A 20,596-nucleotide genomic window follows, 5' to 3' on the forward strand; every position below is an offset into this window, starting at 1 on the left:
GATGGCCTGAATTTTTTTAAACAGTTGGCAGGAAGATGTTTTAAAGCATGCTTTTATTTGTCATTTTAATTGGGCTGGGGTCTTGGTCTGCTCTGGATTGTAAACAATTTTCTTGGTGTTGATTGGGTTTTATTTAGGGTAAAAATACGAAAAGCTTTTGAAAATAAATATGTTGTAATCTTAAACATTCTGTGCTGAAATTACAGGGCACTACAAAAAAGTGGTGTTTTAAAAAATAAAACAGACAAAGGAGAAAAACCATGCAATTGCTTTTAGACAATCTCAAAGCCTTTTTTGAAACCATCAGCGGCTGGGTCTGGGGGCCTATTATGTTGATGCTGCTGGTCGGTACGGGCATTTTGCTGACCGTTTTGCTGAAAGGCTTGCAGTTCACCATGTTGGGTTATGCACTGAAACAGGCGTTTGTGCCGTCAAAGAAGCATGAAGACGGCGAAGACCATGAAGGCGATATTTCCCATTTTGCAGCGTTGATGACCGCGCTGTCGGCCACCATCGGTACGGGCAATATCGCCGGCGTGGCGACTGCGGTGGTAACCGGCGGCCCGGGCGCGGTATTTTGGATGTGGATGACCGCTATTTTCGGCATGGCCACCAAATACGGCGAGGGCGTGTTGGCGGTGAAATACCGTGTGACCAACTCCAAAGGCGAAATGTCCGGCGGCCCGATGTATTACATCGAAAAAGGCTTAGGCAAAAACTGGAAATGGATGGCCGTCGCGTTTGCCCTGTTCGGCACATTCGCTTCCTTCGGTATCGGCAGCTCGGTGCAGTCCAACTCGGTTGCGCAGGCAGTGCAAACCAGCTTCGGCGTCGAACCTGCCTACACCGGCGTGATATTGACTGTATTAACGGCCATCGTGCTTTTAGGCGGCATTAAGGGCATCGCCAAAGCGGCGTCCTTTATCGTGCCTGCTATGGCCGTATTTTATGTAGTGGGCGGTATTTCCATTATTGTCGTGAATTCTGACGCACTGATGCCTGCCGTCAAACTGATTTTCTCCGATGCGTTTAGCGCGCAAGCCGTGGCCGGCGGCGCCATCGGCACGGTCATCCGCTACGGCGTGGCGCGCGGTGTGTTCTCCAATGAAGCGGGCATGGGTTCTGCGCCGATTGCCGCCGCCGCCGCGAAAACCGACCATCCCGTCCGCCAGGCCTTGGTTTCCATGACCGGTACGTTTTTGGACACCATCGTTGTCTGCTCGATTACCGGTATCGTGTTGGTCATGGGTCTGCTCGGCGCAGGCGGCGAGTTTGTCAAACCTGAATTGAGCGGCGCGGCGTTGACAACCGTCACTTTCCAAAAAATGCTGCCCGGCATCGGTGGCTGGATTGTGACCATCGGCCTGATTTTCTTTGCTTACTCAACCATTCTCGGCTGGTGTTATTACGGCGAGAAATGCGCGGTGTACGTTTTCGGCGAACGCTTTGCCGCCCTCTACCGCGTGGGTTATGTTTCTTCCGTTATGCTGGGAACCGTGTTGAGCCTTGATTTGGTGTGGCTGGCTTCGGACACATTCAACGGCTTGATGGCATTGCCCAACCTGATTGCGCTTTTGTTGATGGCGAAAGTCATCGTCAATGAAACGCGCGACTTCAAACAAAAAATCAAAAACGGTGAATTGCCGCATTGATGTCCAAGGCCGTCTGAAACGGAACATTCAGACGGCCCGATGTATATCAGTTTGTTTTGAAAAAAGTCAGAGGAGGAGAAAAATGAAAGTGCTGGTTTTAGGTGCCGGAGTTGCCGGCGTATCTTCCGCGTGGTATCTGGCAGAGGCCGGACATGAAGTAACGGTCATCGACCGCGCCGAGGGCGTGGCGATGGAAACCAGTTTTGCCAACGCAGGCCAGCTCTCTTACGGCTATACCACGCCCTGGGCTGCACCCGGCATCCCGACCAAAGCGCTGAAATGGCTGTTTAAAAGCCATCCGCCTTTGCTGTTTCGCCCCGACGGCAGCCTGTATCAAATCGAATGGCTGTGGCAAATGCTGCAAAACTGCACGGCAGCGCGCTATCAAATCAATAAAGAGCGCATGGTCAGGATTTCTGAATACAGCCGAGAAATGTTCCGCCGTTTTGAAGTGCAAACCGGCATGAATTTTGAAGGGCGCAAAAAAGGGACGTTGCAGATTTTCCGCCAAACCAAAGAAGTCGAAGCGGCAGAACAAGACATTGCCGTTTTGGAACGCTACGGCGTGCCCTACCGCCGTCTGAAACCCGAAGAATGCGCAGAGTTTGAGCCTGCGCTGGCGCGCGTTACTGCCAAAATTGCCGGCGGCCTGCACCTGCCTGCGGATGCGACCGGCGACTGCCACCTCTTCACCCAAAACCTGTACAAACTGTGTCTGGAAAAAGGCGTACAGTTCCATTTCAACCAAACCATCCGCCGCATCGACCACAACGGGCTGCGCATTAAAGCCGTTGAAACCGAAACAGGGCGGTTTGAAGCAGATGCCGTTGTCTGCGCGCTCGGCTGCTTCAGCAGGACGGTTTTGGCGCAGTTGGATCTCGATCTGCCCATTTATCCCGTCAAAGGCTATTCCTTGACCCTGCCGGTCACAAATTCCGACGGTGCGCCGGTGTCCACCGTTTTGGATGAAAGCTACAAAGTCGCCATCACGCGCTTTGATAACAGAATCCGCGTCGGCGGCATGGCGGAATTGTCGGGCTATGAAATCAAACTGTCCGACAAACGCCGCGAAACATTGGCTTTGGTCGTCAACGATTTGTTCCCCGAAGGCGGCGATTTGAGTCAGGCATTGTTCTGGAGCGGCCTCAGACCAATGACGCCCGACAGCACGCCGTTAATCGGCCGCACCCGCTTTGAAAACCTGTTCCTGAATACCGGCCACGGTACTTTAGGCTGGACCATGTCGCTGGGTTCGGCAAAATTGACCGCCGATATCGTGAGCGGCAAAGACACTGAAATCCGCAGCGACGACTTGAGCCTGTCGCGCTATCAGGCTTAAGCTGGAAAGCGATAAAGTTAGCGGCATTTCAAATTTAAAGGCCGTCTGAAAATCATTTTCAGACGGCCTTTTGTTCCCAGTATGTCTTGTTATACTGCAATCGGACTGACGTAAAGATTTTTTGTAAAAGAAATACGGATGGATTTGAAAAAAGTTTGTGGCCTGTTCTTCATGTTGGCGATATTGCCGGTATTTTCCAAAGGCAGTGTGATTTAGCAAAACAACCCGGTTGTGGCTATGTTGAGGGACGGTAGCAGCTTGGGAAAAGCGTAGGAGATTGTCCCATATTTCCTTTCAGTAACATTGCCGTTTTTGAAGATGGACATGTCTTATAATTTTCTTATAGAATTTATACATCATTTTTAAAAGGGTTAAGTGTGAAGAAAATATTTTTGGGTATTTTTATTGCATCAGTGTATATCCCTCTTGCGCTGGCTGATACCTGCGAAAAACCAAAATTAACCGGTAGAGAAAGTGACAGCACGGTTTATTGCCTTAACGAAGAAGGCTTGTCTATGGTTATCAAGGTTGGTAACGAGAAGAATCTTTTTTTGCATGGTTTTGCCAATCGACAAGGGAAGATTGTTGTTCCACTCAAATATTATCTTGCCCGTGATTTTTCTGAAGGATTGGCAGCAGTATGTAAAATAGTAGGGAAATCAGATCAGGTTTTATGCGGCTATATCAATGCTAGTGGCAAAGAGGTTATTCCTTTTAAATTTGAGGATTTGCCTGGTGATTTTTTACAAGGTATTGCTCCTGCTAAACAAAAAGGCAAATGGGGCTTTATTGATACAAAGGGCAAAGTTGTCATACCATTCCAATATGTTAAAATCGACTTATTCAGTGAAGGACTGGCGGTAGTTGTCACTGCTGATACAAATAAATATGGCTATATCAATATAAAAGGTGAGATGGTTATTCCACCAAAATATGAAGGGGCTTTTGATTTTAATGAAGGTGTAGCTGCTGTTCAGATTCTTGATAAATGGGGTTATATCGATAAACGAAATCAGTGGGTAATTCCTGCGCGATATAAAAGTGCTTCTAATTTTAATGATGGTATGGCAAGAGTTTCACAAAATGGTAAATATGGCTATATCGATAAAAAGGGAAAGGTAGTTATCCCTTTTAAATATGCATATCTAGGTTCATTGAGTGAAGGTTTGATCGGTGCAGAATTAAACGGCAAATTCGGTTATTTAGATAAAACCGGTAAAGTAGTTATACCGTTCAAATTTGGTACTGTTAATGATTTCCAAAATGGTGTGGCATTTGTCAATATGAAGAATGAATTTAAAGACGAAGATTTTAGTGAAGATGAATTCTTTTATATTGATAAGCAAGGCAAACCAGTTGAGATTGAATAGCAATTCCTGAATTTTTTGTCAGTAGGTAGGGCCGTCTGAAAACCATTTTTCAGACGGCCTTTTGTTTCAAAATCCGTGTATTCAATCAATAAAATAAATAATAACTATTATCATATGCATTAAAAAGTGTTAGTCTGAACCTGTCCCAGCTTTTAGCGCAGGTTTTCTCATGCCCGATTTTTCGATGTCTAATTTGGCCGTTGCCTTTTCCATCACGTTGGCTGCCGGTTTGTTTACCGTATTAGGCAGCGGTTTGGTGATGTTTTCCAAAACGCCCAATCCGCGCGTGTTGTCGTTTGGTTTGGCATTTGCCGGCGGTGCGATGGTGTATGTTTCCCTGACGGAGATTTTCAGCAAATCCAGCGAGGCGTTCGCTGAAATTTATGATAAAGACCACGCGTTTGCGGCGGCGACCATGGCATTTTTGGCCGGGATGGGCGGCATCGCGCTGATTGACCGCCTGGTGCCGAACCCGCATGAAACCTTGGATGCGCAAGATCCGTCGTTTCAAGAAAGCAAACGCCGCCATATCGCGCGAGTCGGCATGATGGCGGCGTTTGCGATTACGGCGCACAATTTCCCCGAAGGCTTGGCGACGTTTTTTGCCACCTTGGAAAATCCGGCGGTCGGGATGCCTTTGGCCTTGGCGATTGCCATCCATAATATTCCGGAGGGCATTTCCATTGCCGCGCCGGTTTATTTTGCCACCCGCAGCCGTAAGAAAACGGTGTGGGCGTGTCTACTATCCGGCTTGGCCGAGCCTTTGGGGGCGGCTTTGGGCTATTTGGTTTTGCAGCCGTTTTTGTCGCCTGTCGTGTTTGGTTCGGTATTCGGCGTGATAGCCGGTGTGATGGTGTTTTTGGCGTTGGACGAGCTGCTGCCGGCCGCCAAACGCTATTCAGACGGCCATGAAACCGTTTACGGCCTGACAACGGGCATGGCGGTGATTGCCGTCAGCCTGGTATTGTTCCGTTTTTAAAACCCGTATGCCAAAGGCCGTCTGAAATGATTCAGACGGCCTTTTTGCGTTATAATCCGCACATCAAAAATAACCTTAATTTCACAAAGTTCCATCATGTTAGACAAATACAATCCAGCCGAAATCGAATCCAAACATTATCAAAACTGGGAAGAGCAGGGCTATTTCCAACCTGATATGGATTTGACGAAACCGTCTTTCTCCATCCAACTGCCGCCGCCCAATGTAACCGGTACGCTGCACATGGGTCATGCCTTCAACCAAACCATCATGGACGGCCTGACCCGCTACTACCGCATGAAAGGCTGCAACACCGCCTGGATTCCGGGCACCGACCACGCGGGCATCGCTACGCAAATCGTGGTCGAGCGTCAGCTTGCCGCGCAAAACGTGTCCCGTCATGACTTGGGTCGTGAAAAATTCTTGGAAAAAGTGTGGGAATGGAAAGAAGTTTCCGGCGGTACGATTACCCAACAAATGCGCCGCGTGGGCTGCTCTGCCGACTGGACGCGCGAGTATTTCACAATGGACGACGTGCGTGCCGAAACCGTGACCGAAGTGTTTGTGCGCCTGTTTGAACAAGGCTTGATTTACCGCGGCAAACGCTTGGTGAACTGGGATCCGGTATTGGGTACCGCAGTGTCTGATTTGGAAGTGGAAAGCGTGGAAGAACAAGGCTCTATGTGGCACATCCGCTATCCGTTGGCGGACAATCCCGCCGAAGCCGTTATCGTGGCGACCACCCGTCCTGAAACGTTGCTGGGCGACGTTGCCGTTGCCGTCAATCCCGAAGACGAACGTTACACCCACTTAATCGGCAAAGAATTAATCCTACCGCTGACCGGCCGCACCATTCCCGTGATTGCCGACGAATACGTTGAAAAAGACTTCGGCACAGGCTGCGTGAAAATCACGCCTGCGCACGACTTCAACGACTACGAAGTCGGCAAACGCCACAACACGCGCCTGATTAATGTGTTCGATTTGGAAGCCAAAGTGCTGGCAAACGCCGAAGTGTTCAACTTCAAAGGCGAAGCGCAACAAGGCTTTGCCCTGCCTGAAAAATACGCAGGCTTAGACCGCTTTGCCGCACGCAAACAAATGGTTGCCGATTTGCAGGAACAAGGCTTCTTGGTCGAAATCAAACCGCACACGCTGATGACGCCGAAGGGCGACCGCACCGGCTCAGTGATTGAACCGATGTTGACCAGCCAATGGTTTGTCGCCATGTCTGCCACGCCAAATGGCGGCGAACCCGACAGCGAATTCAAAGGCCTGAGCCTCGCCGACAAAGCCAAAAAAGCCGTCGACAGCGGCGCAGTGCGCTTTATCCCTGAAAACTGGGTCAATACCTACAACCAATGGATGAACAACATCCAAGACTGGTGTATCTCACGCCAACTGTGGTGGGGTCATCAAATCCCTGCATGGTACGACAACGAAGGCAATGTGTACGTCGCCCGCAATCAGGAAGAAGCCGAAAAACAAGCCGGCAAAACAGGCTTGACCCGCGAAGAAGATGTATTGGATACATGGTTCTCCTCCGCGCTCGTACCGTTTTCCACACTCGGCTGGCCGTCTGAAACCGACGAACTCAAAGCCTTCCTGCCGTCCAACGTCTTGGTAACAGGCTACGAAATCATCTTTTTCTGGGTGGCGCGCATGATTATGATGACCACCCACTTCACCGGCAAAGTACCGTTTAAAGACGTGTACATCCACGGCATCGTGCGCGACCACGAAGGCAAAAAAATGTCCAAATCCGAAGGCAACGTTATCGACCCTGTGGATTTGATCGACGGCATCGACTTGGAAAAACTGCTGGTAAAACGTACCACCGGCCTGCGCAAACCCGAAACCGCGCCGAAAGTGGAAGACGCAACCAAAAAACTCTTCCCCGAAGGCATTCCGAGCATGGGCGCGGACGCATTGCGCTTCACCATGGCGAGCTACGCCAGCCTCGGCCGCAGCGTCAACTTCGACTTCAAACGCGCCGAAGGCTACCGCAACTTCTGCAATAAATTGTGGAACGCCACCAACTTCGTGTTGATGAACACCGAAGACAAAGACTGCGGTCAAGACGAAATGCAGCCGTTGGCGTTTACCTTCGCCGACCAATGGATTATCGGCAAACTGCAACAAGCCGAAGCCGCCGTTGCCGAAGCCTTTGAAACCTACCGCTTCGACCTTGCCGCACAAACGCTGTACGAATTTGTGTGGAACGAATATTGCGACTGGTACATCGAGCTGGCAAAAGTGCAAATCCAAACCGGCTGCCCGACAACCCAGCGCACCACACGCCGCACCCTCGTGCGCGTACTTGAAACCATCCTGCGCCTGCTGCACCCAATCATGCCGTTCATTACCGAAGAGCTGTGGCAGGTCGTTGCCCCTCTGGCGAATGCCAAAACCGCCGACAGCATCATGTTGGCCGCCTATCCGCAAGCCGATAAAGAACAAATCGTTCAGACGGCCTTCGACAAAATGGCCGCATTGAAAGACTTGGTGGAAGAAGTGCGCAAACTGCGCGGCGAAATGGGTATCGCGCCAAACGTCAAAGCGCCGCTCTTCGTCGAAGGCAGCGCAGAACTCGAAGGCCTGCTCAAATACCTGCCGTCGCTGACACGATTGACCGAAGCCAAGCTGGTGGACAGCCTGCCCGAAGCAGAAGACGCACCTGTCGCCGTCTGCAACGGCGCGCGCCTGATGTTGAAAGTCGAAATCGACAAAGCCGCCGAAACCGCCCGTTTGAGCAAAGAAGCCGAGAAGCTGCAAAAAGCCTTGGACAAACTCAATGCCAAACTCTCCAAACCCGGCTACACCGAAAAAGCCCCGGCGCATTTGGTGGAAAAAGACAAAGCCGATTTGGCGGAATTGGAAGACAAAATGGCGAAAGTTCAAACCCAGTTGGCGAAGTTGAAAGACTGATTTTGATTGAATAGACAAGGCCGTCTGAAAAATGTTTTTTCAGACGGCCTTTTTCTTTTTCTCAATCCATCAAATTCAATCAAACCAAACAATTTGACCTTCATCCACGCTGATGCGGATTTCCTGTCCGGTTGGCGGTTTGTCCGTATCGTGGTCGGCGTGGGGATACCAAATCAAATCGCCGTATTGCGGATGGGCAAGGGTGAGGCGTATGCCTTCGGCGAGAGGGACGGCTTCGCTGATGCGGACGGCCGTGCCGTTCGGGTCGAATCGGATGGCGTGTTGGGGGATGTAGCGTGTGTCGTCGGTGTTGGCCAAACCGAGCAGCAGGGCGGCTTGGGCGTTGACGGGGCGGCGGATAAGGGTTTCCGGCGTGCCGTGTTGGAGGATGCGGCCTTCGTGCATGATGGCGATGGTGTCGGCCATGGTGCAGGCTTCCTCGGCGGAGTGGGTCACGAGGATGGCGGGGATGTTTTGACTGCGGATGCGTTCGGCGGTCAGGGTGCGCAGGTGGCGGCGCAGGTGGGTGTCGAGGCTGGAGAAGGCTTCGTCCAAGAGCAACAGCGACGGGCGCGTGATTAGGGCGCGCGCGAGGGCGAGGCGTTGCTGTTCGCCGCCGGAGAGGCTTTCGGGTTTGCGTTGTGCTTCGTGTTCCAAACCGATGTCGCGCAAGGCCTGCATGGATTGTTCTTCGATTTCGGCTTTGGGCAGACGGCGCATTTTGAGGCCGAAACCGACGTTATCGAGGGCGGTTAAATGCGGCAAAAGGGCGTAGTCTTGAAACATCAGCGAGATATTGCGCTTTTCAGACGGCATGTCGGTGATGTTGTCGCCGTTGAGCCAGACTTCGCCGCTGTCGGGACGCACCAGGCCGACGATGGTTTTGAGCAGGGTGGATTTGCCGCAGCCGGAGCGGCCGAGTACGGCGAGGATTTCTCCTGCTTCGACGTTTAGGTTGATGTCTTGGGCAACGGTTTTGTTGCCGAAGCGTTTGTTGATGTTTTTGAGTTGCAACATGGTTTCAGACGGCCTTTAAAAATGGGGTCGGCAACGGATGCTGTCGAGCCATGCGGACAGCGGATGTTTAGGGTCGATCAGGTCGTATCGCCGGCAGGCTTCGATCGTGACCAGCTGGGCATCGTGCATCATGTGTCCGCCCAGCATGGCATCGAGCAGGGTGGGGATGTCCATCAGTTCAAAACCGGCGACTTCGCCGTCTTGGTTGGCGGGTTGGAAGTCTTCGGGCAGGATAATGTCGAAGATATGCAGGATTTCGTTGTGGACACCGCGGTTAACGGGGCGCAAACTATATATCTGGGCGGTCGGTCGGATATGGGGTGTCAGAGAAGCGGGAATGCCTGCTTCTTCTTCACCTTCGCGGCAGACGGCTTCAGACGGCCTCTCGCCGCTGCTGATGCCGCCGCCGGTCAGGTTGTCGAGTTTGTTTGGATCGACGGCTTTGTGCGGACTGCGGCGGCCTATCCAAAAGCGCAGACTGTTTTCTGTTTCGACCAATCCGTTCAAATGCACTGCCTGACTCATCAGGCCGAACGGACGGAAGGCGGCGCGTTCGAGTGCGCATAAAGGCTTGCCTGCCTGGTCGCAGATGTCGAACTTTTCACCGCGCCAACCTTTGAGCCAACCGCACTCGCGCCATTTTTGCGCCAGCGTTTGCAAACTGTCGCCCATTTCCGGCCAGCCGTCAGTTTCCAAATTCAGGCCGTCTGAAAGGGTCGACTGCCTGCCTGTCCAATCTTGCCCGAGGCGTTCGCGCCATAACGGGTTTAGACGGCCCAAAGGCAGGCCGTTGAGATACAGAATGCACCAATCGTCGGATGCGCCATAGCTGGTTTGCGCCCAATCCCACAATGCATCGTGGACATCGGGCGCGAATACCTGTTCAAAGCGGAAAGACTGAGACACGGCACATCCTCCAAAAGAACTAAAGATACGTCGATTTTAGCCGTTTACGGCGAATTTGCAAAACAACCGCACTACCCGAAAACCGCTATAATAGAGTAAACCATCCGAAACGAGCACATCATGAGTGAATTGAGCGAAATCCTCGCCTATAACCAACATTTCGTCGAAACAGGCGAATACGAAAAATACTTTACCAACAAATACCCCGGCCGCGAGCTGGCCATCCTCTCCTGTATGGACGCGCGCATTATCGAATTGCTGCCCAACGCGTTGGGTTTGAAAAACGGCGATGCCAAGCTCATCAAAAACGCCGGTGCGCTGGTGACCCATCCTTGGGGTTCGGTAATGCGCAGTTTGTTGGTGGCCGTATTTGAACTCAAAGTCAAAGAAATCATGGTCATTGCCCACCATGACTGCGGTATGCGCGGATTACACGCCGAAGAGTTCCTCCAACGCGTACACGACAGCAATATCCCCGACGACCGCATCGAAACCCTGCGCAACGCCGGTATCGATTTGGACGGCTGGCTGACCGGTTTTGACGATGTCGAAGACAGCGTGCGCCATACCGTCGAGCTGATTCGCAAACATCCGCTGATGCCCGACAATATCGCCGTCCACGGCCTGGTCATCCACCCGACCACAGGCAAGCTCAACCTGATTGTTGACGGCAGCCTGCCCGCTTCAGACGGCCAAAACATCTAACGCAGACACCACCACGAAATGAAAAACATCGGATTATTCGGCGGCACGTTTGACCCCATCCACAACGGCCACCTCCACATCGCCCGCGCCTTTGCCGACGAAATCGGTTTGGACCTTGTCGTCTTCCTGCCGGCAGGCGACCCGTACCACAAAGACAGCACGCGCACGCCGGCGAAAGAGCGCCTCAATATGGTCGAACTCGCCATCGCCGACGAGCCGAGATTCGCCGCCAGCGACTGCGACATCGTCCGCGACGGCGCGACTTATACGTTTGACACCGTCCAAATCTTCCGCCAGCAGTTTCCCGGCGCGCAACTGTGGTGGCTGATGGGCAGTGACAGCCTGATGCAGCTGCACACATGGAAAAAATGGCAAACCCTCGTGCGCCAAACCCATATCGCCATTGCCATGCGACAGGGCGACAACCTCAACAAAACCCCGCGCGAATTGCACGCATGGCTCGGCGAAGCCCTGCAAAACGGCAGCGTCCGCATCCTCAACGCGCCGCTGCACAACACCAGCTCCACCCAAATCCGCGCCAATCTCGCCAAAACGCACCATTCAGACGGCCTGCCGCAACCCGTCGCCCAATACATCCGCCAACACAAACTCTATGAAAAATAGCGTTTATTCAGGCAGATAAGCTATAATGCCGTCTGAAAACATTTCAACTAGGAAAACAATGAACGAACAAGAATTGCAAGACCTGCAAAAAATGGTCGAAGTGGCCGTAAACGCCCTCGAAGACATCAAAGCCAAAGACATCTCCGTTTTGGAAACCCAAGACAAAACCTCCCTGTTCGCCCGCATGATTATTGCCAGCGGCGACAGCACACGCCAAGTCAAAGCACTGGCCAACAACGTTGCCGTCGATTTGAAAGAAGCCGGTTTCGAAATCCTCAGCACCGAAGGCGACAGCGGCGAATGGACGCTCGTCGATGCAGGCGACCTCGTTGTCCACGTCATGCTCCCTGCCGTGCGCGACTTCTACGACATCGACACCTTGTGGGGCGGAGAAAAACCGAGTTTCCACGCCGGTATGCAAAAACCTTGGCACGCCGCCGACTAAAACGGTTTATCCATACAAAGGCCGTCTGAAACTTGAAAGCAAGCAAGTTTCAGACGGCCTTTTGCTATAATTCCATTCTTTTCACATTATTCAATTTATTGCACCATCATGCCGCAACCCGATTTCGCCCAAACCCTCTCCAAAGACCGCCATTTTCTGCGATCTGCCTTTAAAAACCCCAATAAATACGGCGGCTTAGCCAAGGTTGAGGAAAAATACAAAAAATCGCACGACCTCTATCTGCAACGCCTGTCCAAACTGCCCAAGCCCGAATTTGACAACACGCTGCCCGTTCACGAAAAACTCGACGAAATCAAAAAAGCCATTGCCGAGAATCAGGTAACGATTATTTGCGGCGAAACCGGTTCGGGCAAAACCACGCAGCTGCCCAAGATTTGTTTGGAACTCGGACGCGGGGCAGCAGGTTTAATCGGGCATACCCAGCCGCGCCGTTTGGCCGCGCATTCCGTGGCAGAGCGGATTGCCGAAGAGCTGAAATCAGAAATCGGTAGTGCGGTCGGCTATAAAGTGCGTTTTACCGACCATACCTCGCGCGATGCCTGCGTCAAACTGATGACCGACGGCATCCTGTTGGCGGAAACCCAGACCGACCGTTATCTCGCCGCCTACGACACGATTATCATCGACGAAGCGCACGAGCGCAGCCTGAACATCGACTTCCTCTTGGGCTATTTGAAACAACTGCTGCCGCGCCGCCCCGATTTGAAAGTTATCATCACCTCGGCAACGATAGACGCAGAACGCTTCTCCCAACACTTCAACGGCGCGCCTGTTTTAGAAGTGAGCGGGCGCACCTACCCCGTCGAAATCCTCTACCGACCGCTTACCAGCAAAGACGAAGACGATGCAGAAGTGGAGCTGACCGACGCGATTGTCGACGCCGCCGATGAATTGGCGCGCTACGGTGAAGGCGATATTTTGGTGTTCCTGCCGGGCGAACGCGAAATCCGCGAAGCCGCCGAAGCCCTGCGCAAATCCACGCTGCGCCGCAACGACGAAATCCTGCCCCTGTTCGCACGCCTGTCGCACGCCGAGCAGCATAAAATCTTCCACCCTTCAGGCGCAAAACGCCGCATCGTGCTGGCGACCAACGTCGCCGAAACCTCGCTCACCGTGCCGGGCATCAAATACGTCATCGACACCGGCCTCGCGCGCGTCAAACGCTATTCCGCACGGGCGAAAGTGGAGCAGCTTCATGTAGAAAAAATCTCCCAAGCCGCCGCCCGCCAACGCTCCGGCCGCTGCGGCCGCGTTTCCGCAGGCGTCTGTATCCGACTGTTTTCAGAAGAAGATTTCAACAGCCGCCCCGAATTTACCGATCCCGAAATCGTCCGCAGCAACCTCGCCGCCGTCATCCTGCGCATGGCATCGCTGAACCTGGGCGACGTAGCAGCATTTCCATTTTTAGAAATGCCCGATTCACGGTATATCAATGACGGTTTTCAGGTATTGCTGGAATTGGGTGCGGTGGAGGCCGTCTGAAAAGTAAAGCCCTTAGTTTGCATTGGTAAACCCAAATATCTCAGACGGTATTGGGTTTTGTATCAGTCTTCAAAAAGACTTACTCAGAAAGCAACATTTTTTAACTGACAGTCAAAAAATGTTGCACTTAAAAAGCGTGTCTGCTATTATGCCAACCTGTGGACGAGCTGCAATCGGCTCGATGCATTTCAAAAGATAATAATCTGATGTACCGAACATGACAGTGGCACTTTCGTGTCGTTTACCCTAAAAGGTAAACTACTTCCTCGTTCTGATTAGGAATGGGTAGCCAAAGCAAAGTTAGCAACCTAAGCCTAAAAAAAATCAAATAAACGACTGGAAGCTGCTTATTGCATTGAACGCAATGCAATAAGCAGCAATATGAAAGCAACCTGTGCTATCCATACTATTTCTTAACAGTTCGGTATTGTTTGACGACTGGGCAATGTCGCCCTGTTAAACGAAAGATTTATTATGAAAATTCTTTTGAAAAATACCATTGATACTTTGAAACAGTTGAAAATGGAAATGCATGATGGTATGGATAGCAGCACACAAGCAAAACTAGACCAAGTTATTCAGGATTTAGAACAGCATAATGATTTAACAAAATCTAAATTGCTGCAAATTTTGGGAGAAATTTTGGAGTGGTTGCCGGTAATTCGCGGCATTATGCAATTACTGGATAAATAGTAGGCTTGGGTGCAACAGGTTGCTTTTTATTATTCTATGATAAGGAGCTAGATAATGAATATTGGTAGGGCGATTAAATTATGTCGCAACCAAAAAGGATTTACCAAAACTAAACTGGCAGAAAATTCTGGATTATCAGTTTCTTATTTAACGCTGTTAGAACAGGGTAAGCGAGACCCAAATTTATCTACACTTGAAAAAATCTGTCTAGCTTTACAAATTCCATCAACGGTTTTAATGTTTTTGGCAGCAGATGCAGATGAAAAAGCTGGTATGAGTACAGAATTATCAGAAAAATTATCAGCATTGGCTTTATCTGCAATTGGTGACAATGATGAATAAACCTGTTTCTTTTTGCTATCCACACAAACCCATAGCCAGTTTAGAAAAACTGGCTATTTGCTTGGGCATTACATTAGAAGAGTTGTTTTATTTACGGCAATATTCTGATTCATTCTATTTCTTGCATGAGCATAAATTAAAACCTGATGGTACTTTTCGGGATACCTATAATGTTCGTGATAGATTAAAAATTATTCACGAAAAAATTGCTAAAAAATTTTTCAAAATATTGAATTACCCCGAATATTTGCAAGGAGGAATTCAAAAACGCAGCAGTATAACTAATGCTAAAGAACACATCGGAATGAACATTCTCATTAAAGAAGACATTTCTAATTTTTTTCCAAGTATCAGCAAAAAAATAGTTCATCAAGTATGGACTGGATTTTTCCACTTTCCTCATGATGTTGCCGATTGCTTAGCTGAATTGGTAACTTATCAAGGATACTTGGTGCAGGGAAGTAAGGTTAGTGGCTTTTTGTGTAATTTGATTTGGTGGCAGCGTGAAGCAGATTTGGTTGCTGAATTTCAAAAACAAGGACTTGTTTATACCAGGTTTGTTGATGATGTAACGGTTTCTACCAAAAGGAATTTAAGCAAAGCAGAAATGCAAAAAATTATCAGTAAAATTTATTCGCTCTTTCATAGTGTTGATGCAAAACCTAATCGAAAAAAGCACAAGGTTATGCATAAAGGTCACCAGCAAACTGTGAATAATATGAATGTTTCAGTAGACAAGCCAACACTACCAAAAGAAAAACGAAAAGAAATTCGCTCCATAGTTTTTAAATGCGAACAGGCCTTTAAACATAAGGAAATACATGTTACCACTTATGAAAAACTGTTTAATTCAGCAAAAGGCAAGGTACTTTATTTAAAACAATTTCATATAGCACAAGCCGAACAATTATTACAACGATTGGAGAATATACAACCAAAATACTTTTAGTAGTCTAAAAATGCTTAAATGCCTATCTGAAAAATAAAAGACTGTCTAAAAAACGGCCGAGAATTGATGTCCGACCTAGAATCATGCAGAACACAAAAAACAACTACAACACACCCTCCACCCCCATAGGCAGCCTACCCCATACAAATAAACCAGACCTACCTAAAAGTCACTCACTCTACCGCCTGATCAGACTCAGCGAATAAACGGCACATCTACTCAGTAACACAAAATTTACTTACATTTTGTCGTTTACTTTACTGTTTTTGAAAATGCCCGATTCGCGGTATATCAATGACGGTTTTCAGGTGTTGTTGGAATTGGGGGCGGTGGAGGCCGTCTGAAAATTAAGTAGGGCAGGCATTTATGTCTGACCTACAAAACCAAAAACAATCTACCCCCTTAATCAACCACACAAACCATTTTCAGACGACCTCATTCTTGAAAAACAATCTGTAAACAGATAGCTGCTGAAGAATACCGTTGCCGCACACCCTAACCCGTCCTGCAACTTTTATTGTGAACTTCCCATTATGAAAAAATCCCTTTTCGTTCTCTTTCTGTATTCATCCCTACTTACTGCCAGCGAAATTACCTATCGCTTTGTATTCGGGATTGAAACCCTGCCGGCGGCAAAAATGGCAGAAACGTTTGCGCTGACATTTGTGATTGCCGCGCTGTATCTGTTTGCGCGTTATAAGGCGACGCGTTTGTTGATTGCGGTGTTTTTTGCGCTCAGCATTATTGCCAACAATGTGCATTACGCGGTTTATCAAAGTTGGATGACGGGCATTAATTATTGGCTGATGCTGAAAGAGGTTACCGAAGTCGGCAGCGCGGGCGCGTCGATGTTGGATAAGTTGTGGCTGCCTGTGTTGTGGGGTATGTTGGAAGTTGTGCTGTTTTGCAGCCTTGCCAAGTTCCGCCGTAAGACGCATTTTGCCGCCGATATATTGTTCGCTGCGGCGATGTTGCTGATTTTTGGACGCTCATTCAGCACGACGCAGGAACACGGTATTTCGCCCAAACCGACATACAGCCGCGTCAAAGCCAATTATTTCAGCTTCGGCTATTTTGTCGGGCGCGTGTTGCCGTATCAGTTGTTTGATTTAAGCAAGATTCCTGTGTTCAAACAGTCTGCGCCAAGCAAAATCGGGCAGGGCAGTGTTCAAAATATCGTCCTGATTATGGGCGAAAGCGAAAGCGCGGCGCATTTGAAATTGTTTGGCTACGGACGTGAAACTTCGCCGTTTTTGACCCAGCTGTCGCAAGCCGACTTTAAGCCGATTGTGAAACAAAGCTATTCCGCCGCTTTGATGACGGCTGTGTCCCTGCCCAGCTTCTTCAATGCGATACCGCATGCCAACGGCTATGAGCAAATCAGCAGCGGCGATACCAATATGTTCCGCCTTGCTAAAGAGCAGGGTTATGAAACGTATTTTTACAGCGCGCAGGCGGAAAACGAGATGGCGATTTTGAACTTAATCGGTAAGAAATGGATAGACCATCTGATTCAGCCGACGCAGCTGGGCTATGGCAACGGCGACAATATGCCTGATGAGAAGCTGCTGCCGCTGTTTGACAAAATCAATTTGCAGCAGGGCAAGCATTTTATCGTGTTGCACCAACGCGGTTCGCATGTTCCATACGGCGCATTGTTGCAGCCTCAAGATAAAGTATTCGGCGAAGCCAATATTGTGGATAAGTACGACAACACTATCCACAAAACCGACCAAATGATTCAAACCGTATTCGAGCAGCTGCAAAAGCAGCCTGACGGCAACTGGCTGTTTGCCTATACCTCCGATCATGGTCAGTATGTGCGCCAAGATACCTACAATCAAGGCACGGTGCAGCCCGACAGCTATCTCGTGCCGCTGGTGTTGTACAGCCCGGATAAGGCCGTGCAACAGGCTGCCAACCAAGCTTTTGCACCTTGCGAGATTGCCTTCCATCAGCAGCTTTCAACGTTCCTGATTCACACGCTGGGCTACGATATGCCGGTTTCAGGTTGTAGCGAAGGCTCGGTAACGGGCAATCTGATTACAGGCGATGCAGGCAGCTTGAACATTCGCGACGGCAAGGCGGAATATGTTTATCCGCAATAAGCGGCGTGAAAACCAATAAAAACAAATTTAGATGATGTCGGGGAAGATGCCCGACCGACAAGACTATGCAAAATATGAAAAACCAAGTACGCGGATCAGGCATGGATGCACGATCCAACCCAGCCAATGTTTCAGACGGCCTGCAAAACAGTTCGGGCCATATCGGTGCCAACACGCGCTACCGCCTGACTAAACTCGGCGAACAAATGGCGCGTCTGCCCATCGACCCGAAAATCGCGCGTATTTTGCTGGCGGCGAAGAAGCACGACTGTATGGCGGAAATACTGGTGATTGCGTCCGCACTGTCGATTCAAGACCCGCGCGAGCGGCCGCTGGAAGCGCGCGATGCCGCGGCTAAGGCGCATGAACGCTTTACCGACAAGCAATCCGATTTCCTTGCCTATCTGAATATTTGGGACAGCTTCCAACGCGAGCGCGATAAAGGCTTGTCCAACAAGCAGTTGGTGCAGTGGTGCCGCCAATATTTCCTGTCGCACCTGCGGATGCGCGAATGGCGCGAGCTGCACCACCAGCTTGCCCAAACCGCGATTGAAATGGGTTTGACCACCAAAGAAGCCGCGTTTAGACAACCTCCTTCCCAAGAGCAATTAAGGCCGTCTGAAAGCCAAGGCGACCAAGATTTAGCGGCCAAACTCAAACAAAAACAACTGGATAAGAAACAACACCGTGCCCAAATCCGCGCCGCAAAAGAAGCCGGCTACGAACAAATCCACCGTGCCCTGCTGACCGGCCTTATCGCCAACGTCGGAATGAAATCGCCCGATGGCAACGACTACACCGGCGCGCGCGGCAGCCGTTTCCACCTTTTCCCCGCCTCAGCCCTGTTCAAAGCCAAACCCAAATGGGTGATGGCGGCAGAATTGGTTGAAACCACGCGCCTTTACGCGCGCGACGTCGCCGTTATCCAGCCCGAATGGATAGAGCAGGAAGCGCCGCACCTCGTCCGCTACCACTATTTTGAGCCGCACTGGGAGCAAAAACGCGGCGAAGTCGTCGCCAGCGAACGCGTGACGCTTTACGGCCTGACCGTATTGCCGCGCCGCCCCGTGTCTTACGGCAAAGTTGCGCCCGAAGAAGCGCGTGAAATCTTTATCCGCGGCGCATTGGTGGCGCAGGAAAGCAATCTTCAGACGGCCTTTTTTGTTCACAATAAAAAGCTGATTAAAGAAATTACCGAACTCGAACACAAATCGCGCAAGCAAGACGTATTGGTCGATGACGAAGCCCTGTTTGCGTTTTATAACGAACGGCTGCCCGAGCTGGTGTGGAAAGACGCGAAAGGCGGCGTTTGGGGAAACGAAGAGGGCGGACAAACCCAGTCGGACAAGACAGCCGATCAAAACGGACAAGCAAACCAGCGCAACGCAGGGCGCGTGGCGCAAGCCGCGCACGCGGATTCCAAAGATGCGTCCAACCACGAGCGCGAACCGAGTTCACATACCCGACAAAATGTTTCAGACGACCCCAAACCTAAAAAGCAGCCAGCATCTCAAAAAGGCCGTCTGAAACCTTTGCCCCTTGCCGATATCCGCACCTTTGAAGCCTGGCTCAAAACCGCCGAGCGCGACAACCCGCGCCTGCTGTTCCTCAGCCGCGACGATTTGATGCAACACGCCGCCGCGCACATTACCGAAGAGCAATTCCCCAAATTCTGGCAAACCGCAGACGGCAAGTTCAAACTTTCCTACCGCTTCGAGCCGCACCACCCGCTCGACGGCGTGACCATGACCGTGCCGCTGACCGTCCTCAACCGTCTGCACGCGCCGTCGCTCGAATGGCTGGTGCCCGGTATGTTGCGCGAAAAAATCCAGCTGCTGATTAAAGCCCTACCGAAGCAAATCCGCCGCATTTGCGTGCCCGTGCCCGATTTCATCACCAAATTCCTCGAAAGCAATCCCGACCGCCAAGCGGCCATCATTCCCCAGTTGGCGCACTTTATCGCCAAAAGCGCCGGCGATATGCGGATTCTCGAGCAAATCGACCAAGACGCATGGGCGGCGCAAGAATTGCCCGAACACTGCTATCTGAATCTGCGTATTATCGACGACGGCGGACAAGAGCTTGCCGGCGGCCGCAAACTGCACGAATTGCAACAACAACTCGGCCAAGCCGCCGCCGTTACCTTCCGCGACAACACCCAAGAATTCGAGCGCGACAACGTTACCGCATGGGACATCGGCACCCTGCCCGAATCCATCAAGTTCGCACGCGGCAAACAACAGCTCACCGGCTATCTCGGCCTGCAAAAAGAAAAAGACGGCCGCATCGCCCTGCGCCTGTTTGACACTAACGAAGCCGCCGAACAGGCACACCGTCAAGGCGTAATCGAATTGATGAAGCTGCAATTAAAAGAGCAGGTAAAAGATTTGAACAAAGGCATCCAAGGCTTCACCCAAGCCGCCATGCTGCTCAAACACATCAACGCCGACACCCTGCGCGACGACCTCACCCAAGCCGTCTGCGACCGCGCCTTTATCGGCGAAGACGAGCTGCCGCGCAACGAAAAAGCCTTCAAAGAACAAATCAAACGCGCCCGCAGCCGCCTGCCCGCCGTCAAAGAAGCCCTCAGCCGCTACTTACAGGAAACCGCCGCCGCCTATGCCGAACTCAACGGCAAACTCGGCAAACACCCATTGACCCACCTTCTAAGACTACGCCTCCAAACCCTGCTCGCCGCCGGCTTCGCCACCCGTACCCCATGGGCACAATGGCCACGCCTCCCCATCTACCTCAAAGCCATGACCCTGCGCCTTGAAAAATACAGTGGCAACCCCGCCCGCGATGCAGCCCGCGAAACCGATATACAGGAATTGGAACAAATGTGGCAGGAAAAAACCGACAGCCTGATCAAACAAGGCCTCCCCGTTTCAGACGACCTCGCCGCGTTTAAATGGATGATTGAAGAATTGAGAGTGTCGCTGTTTGCACAGGAATTGAAGACGCCATATCCGGTGTCGGTGAAGAGGTTGATGAAGGTATGGGAGGGTCTTAATTAAAGGAAAATGCCGTCTGATT

The 20,596-nt window shown here is 50.8% G+C and carries 16 protein-coding genes; 14 read left to right on the forward strand and 2 right to left on the reverse strand.

What is annotated here, in order from left to right; all coding sequences use genetic code 11:
* The first annotated feature begins 260 nt into the window (after nt 1–260).
* The 5 genes from ACTHRY_RS08375 (at nt 261) to ACTHRY_RS08395 (ending at nt 8,268) form a co-directional block, all read left to right on the forward strand.
* Entirely contained in the window at nt 261–1,652 is a 1,392-nt protein-coding gene (locus ACTHRY_RS08375) for an alanine/glycine:cation symporter family protein (RefSeq protein ID WP_049322442.1), read from the forward strand.
* On the forward strand, nt 1,600–2,991 hold the full coding sequence (locus ACTHRY_RS08380) for a D-amino acid dehydrogenase (protein WP_440374187.1): 1,392 nt from the start codon (nt 1,600–1,602) through the stop codon (nt 2,989–2,991). The genes ACTHRY_RS08375 and ACTHRY_RS08380 overlap by 53 nt, the downstream gene beginning before the upstream one ends.
* Nucleotides 2,992–3,368: 377 nt before the next feature.
* Complete coding sequence (locus ACTHRY_RS08385) at nt 3,369–4,361, forward strand: WG repeat-containing protein (protein ID WP_049322444.1); 993 nt, start codon at nt 3,369–3,371, stop codon at nt 4,359–4,361.
* A gap of 169 nt (nt 4,362–4,530) precedes the next feature.
* Entirely contained in the window at nt 4,531–5,340 is an 810-nt protein-coding gene (gene zupT / locus ACTHRY_RS08390) for a zinc transporter ZupT (protein WP_049322445.1), read from the forward strand.
* A gap of 96 nt (nt 5,341–5,436) precedes the next feature.
* Entirely contained in the window at nt 5,437–8,268 is a 2,832-nt protein-coding gene (locus ACTHRY_RS08395) for a valine--tRNA ligase (RefSeq protein ID WP_049322446.1), read from the forward strand.
* 75 nt (nt 8,269–8,343) lie between these two features.
* Here the strand turns inward: ACTHRY_RS08395 and ACTHRY_RS08400 are convergent, their stop codons facing one another.
* Together ACTHRY_RS08400 and ACTHRY_RS08405 are read right to left on the reverse strand one after the other, a co-directional pair.
* Nucleotides 8,344–9,285, reverse strand: coding sequence for an ABC transporter ATP-binding protein (locus ACTHRY_RS08400; protein WP_049359294.1), 942 nt, complete (start codon nt 9,283–9,285; stop codon nt 8,344–8,346).
* Between the two features lie 15 nt (nt 9,286–9,300).
* Nucleotides 9,301–10,191, reverse strand: coding sequence for an NUDIX domain-containing protein (locus tag ACTHRY_RS08405; RefSeq protein ID WP_049359297.1), 891 nt, complete (start codon nt 10,189–10,191; stop codon nt 9,301–9,303).
* Between the two features lie 120 nt (nt 10,192–10,311).
* Between ACTHRY_RS08405 and ACTHRY_RS08410 the strand changes: the two genes are divergently transcribed.
* From ACTHRY_RS08410 to ACTHRY_RS08450, 9 genes are all read left to right on the forward strand, one after another.
* Entirely contained in the window at nt 10,312–10,896 is a 585-nt protein-coding gene (locus tag ACTHRY_RS08410) for a beta-class carbonic anhydrase (protein WP_036493603.1), read from the forward strand.
* Nucleotides 10,897–10,914: 18 nt separating this feature from the next.
* Nucleotides 10,915–11,520, forward strand: coding sequence for a nicotinate-nucleotide adenylyltransferase (gene nadD / locus ACTHRY_RS08415; RefSeq protein ID WP_049359299.1), 606 nt, complete (start codon nt 10,915–10,917; stop codon nt 11,518–11,520).
* 58 nt (nt 11,521–11,578) lie between these two features.
* A complete protein-coding gene (gene rsfS / locus ACTHRY_RS08420; protein ID WP_002246503.1) occupies nt 11,579–11,965 on the forward strand; it encodes a ribosome silencing factor in 387 nt (128 codons plus the stop codon).
* A 108-nt stretch (nt 11,966–12,073) separates the two neighbouring features.
* On the forward strand, nt 12,074–13,468 hold the full coding sequence (hrpA, locus tag ACTHRY_RS08425; protein ID WP_079453807.1) for an ATP-dependent RNA helicase HrpA: 1,395 nt from the start codon (nt 12,074–12,076) through the stop codon (nt 13,466–13,468).
* Nucleotides 13,469–13,942: 474 nt separating this feature from the next.
* Nucleotides 13,943–14,161, forward strand: a complete 219-nt coding sequence (locus tag ACTHRY_RS08430; protein ID WP_049359303.1) for a hypothetical protein — start codon at nt 13,943–13,945, stop codon at nt 14,159–14,161.
* A 54-nt stretch (nt 14,162–14,215) separates the two neighbouring features.
* Entirely contained in the window at nt 14,216–14,503 is a 288-nt protein-coding gene (locus tag ACTHRY_RS08435; protein ID WP_003684799.1) for a helix-turn-helix domain-containing protein, read from the forward strand.
* On the forward strand, nt 14,493–15,452 hold the full coding sequence (locus ACTHRY_RS08440; RefSeq protein WP_239665059.1) for a reverse transcriptase family protein: 960 nt from the start codon (nt 14,493–14,495) through the stop codon (nt 15,450–15,452). Before ACTHRY_RS08435 ends, ACTHRY_RS08440 begins: the two co-directional genes overlap by 11 nt.
* Nucleotides 15,453–15,982: 530 nt before the next feature.
* The gene (lpt3, locus tag ACTHRY_RS08445; protein ID WP_440374194.1) at nt 15,983–17,560 is read left to right on the forward strand and encodes a lipooligosaccharide phosphoethanolamine transferase; all 1,578 of its coding nucleotides are present in this window, start codon (nt 15,983–15,985) and stop codon (nt 17,558–17,560) included.
* A 65-nt stretch (nt 17,561–17,625) separates the two neighbouring features.
* A complete protein-coding gene (locus tag ACTHRY_RS08450) occupies nt 17,626–20,577 on the forward strand; it encodes a DUF3418 domain-containing protein (protein ID WP_440374188.1) in 2,952 nt (983 codons plus the stop codon).
* Nucleotides 20,578–20,596 lie beyond the last annotated feature (19 nt).

It is taken from the genome of Neisseria sp. P0004.S004 (assembly GCF_051963335.1).
In the GTDB taxonomy this organism is placed as follows: domain Bacteria; phylum Pseudomonadota; class Gammaproteobacteria; order Burkholderiales; family Neisseriaceae; genus Neisseria.

Coding starts and splice junctions, on each gene's coding strand:
- ACTHRY_RS08375 (WP_049322442.1), top strand. CDS start 261: ATGCAATTGCTTTTAGACAATCTCAAAGCCTTTTTTGAAACCATCAGC.
- ACTHRY_RS08380 (WP_440374187.1), top strand. CDS start 1,600: ATGAAACGCGCGACTTCAAACAAAAAATCAAAAACGGTGAATTGCCGC.
- zupT (WP_049322445.1), top strand. CDS start 4,531: ATGCCCGATTTTTCGATGTCTAATTTGGCCGTTGCCTTTTCCATCACG.
- ACTHRY_RS08395 (WP_049322446.1), top strand. CDS start 5,437: ATGTTAGACAAATACAATCCAGCCGAAATCGAATCCAAACATTATCAA.
- ACTHRY_RS08400 (WP_049359294.1), bottom strand. CDS start 9,285: ATGTTGCAACTCAAAAACATCAACAAACGCTTCGGCAACAAAACCGTT.
- ACTHRY_RS08410 (WP_036493603.1), top strand. CDS start 10,312: ATGAGTGAATTGAGCGAAATCCTCGCCTATAACCAACATTTCGTCGAA.
- nadD (WP_049359299.1), top strand. CDS start 10,915: ATGAAAAACATCGGATTATTCGGCGGCACGTTTGACCCCATCCACAAC.
- rsfS (WP_002246503.1), top strand. CDS start 11,579: ATGAACGAACAAGAATTGCAAGACCTGCAAAAAATGGTCGAAGTGGCC.
- hrpA (WP_079453807.1), top strand. CDS start 12,074: ATGCCGCAACCCGATTTCGCCCAAACCCTCTCCAAAGACCGCCATTTT.
- ACTHRY_RS08430 (WP_049359303.1), top strand. CDS start 13,943: ATGAAAATTCTTTTGAAAAATACCATTGATACTTTGAAACAGTTGAAA.
- ACTHRY_RS08435 (WP_003684799.1), top strand. CDS start 14,216: ATGAATATTGGTAGGGCGATTAAATTATGTCGCAACCAAAAAGGATTT.
- ACTHRY_RS08440 (WP_239665059.1), top strand. CDS start 14,493: ATGATGAATAAACCTGTTTCTTTTTGCTATCCACACAAACCCATAGCC.
- ACTHRY_RS08450 (WP_440374188.1), top strand. CDS start 17,626: ATGCAAAATATGAAAAACCAAGTACGCGGATCAGGCATGGATGCACGA.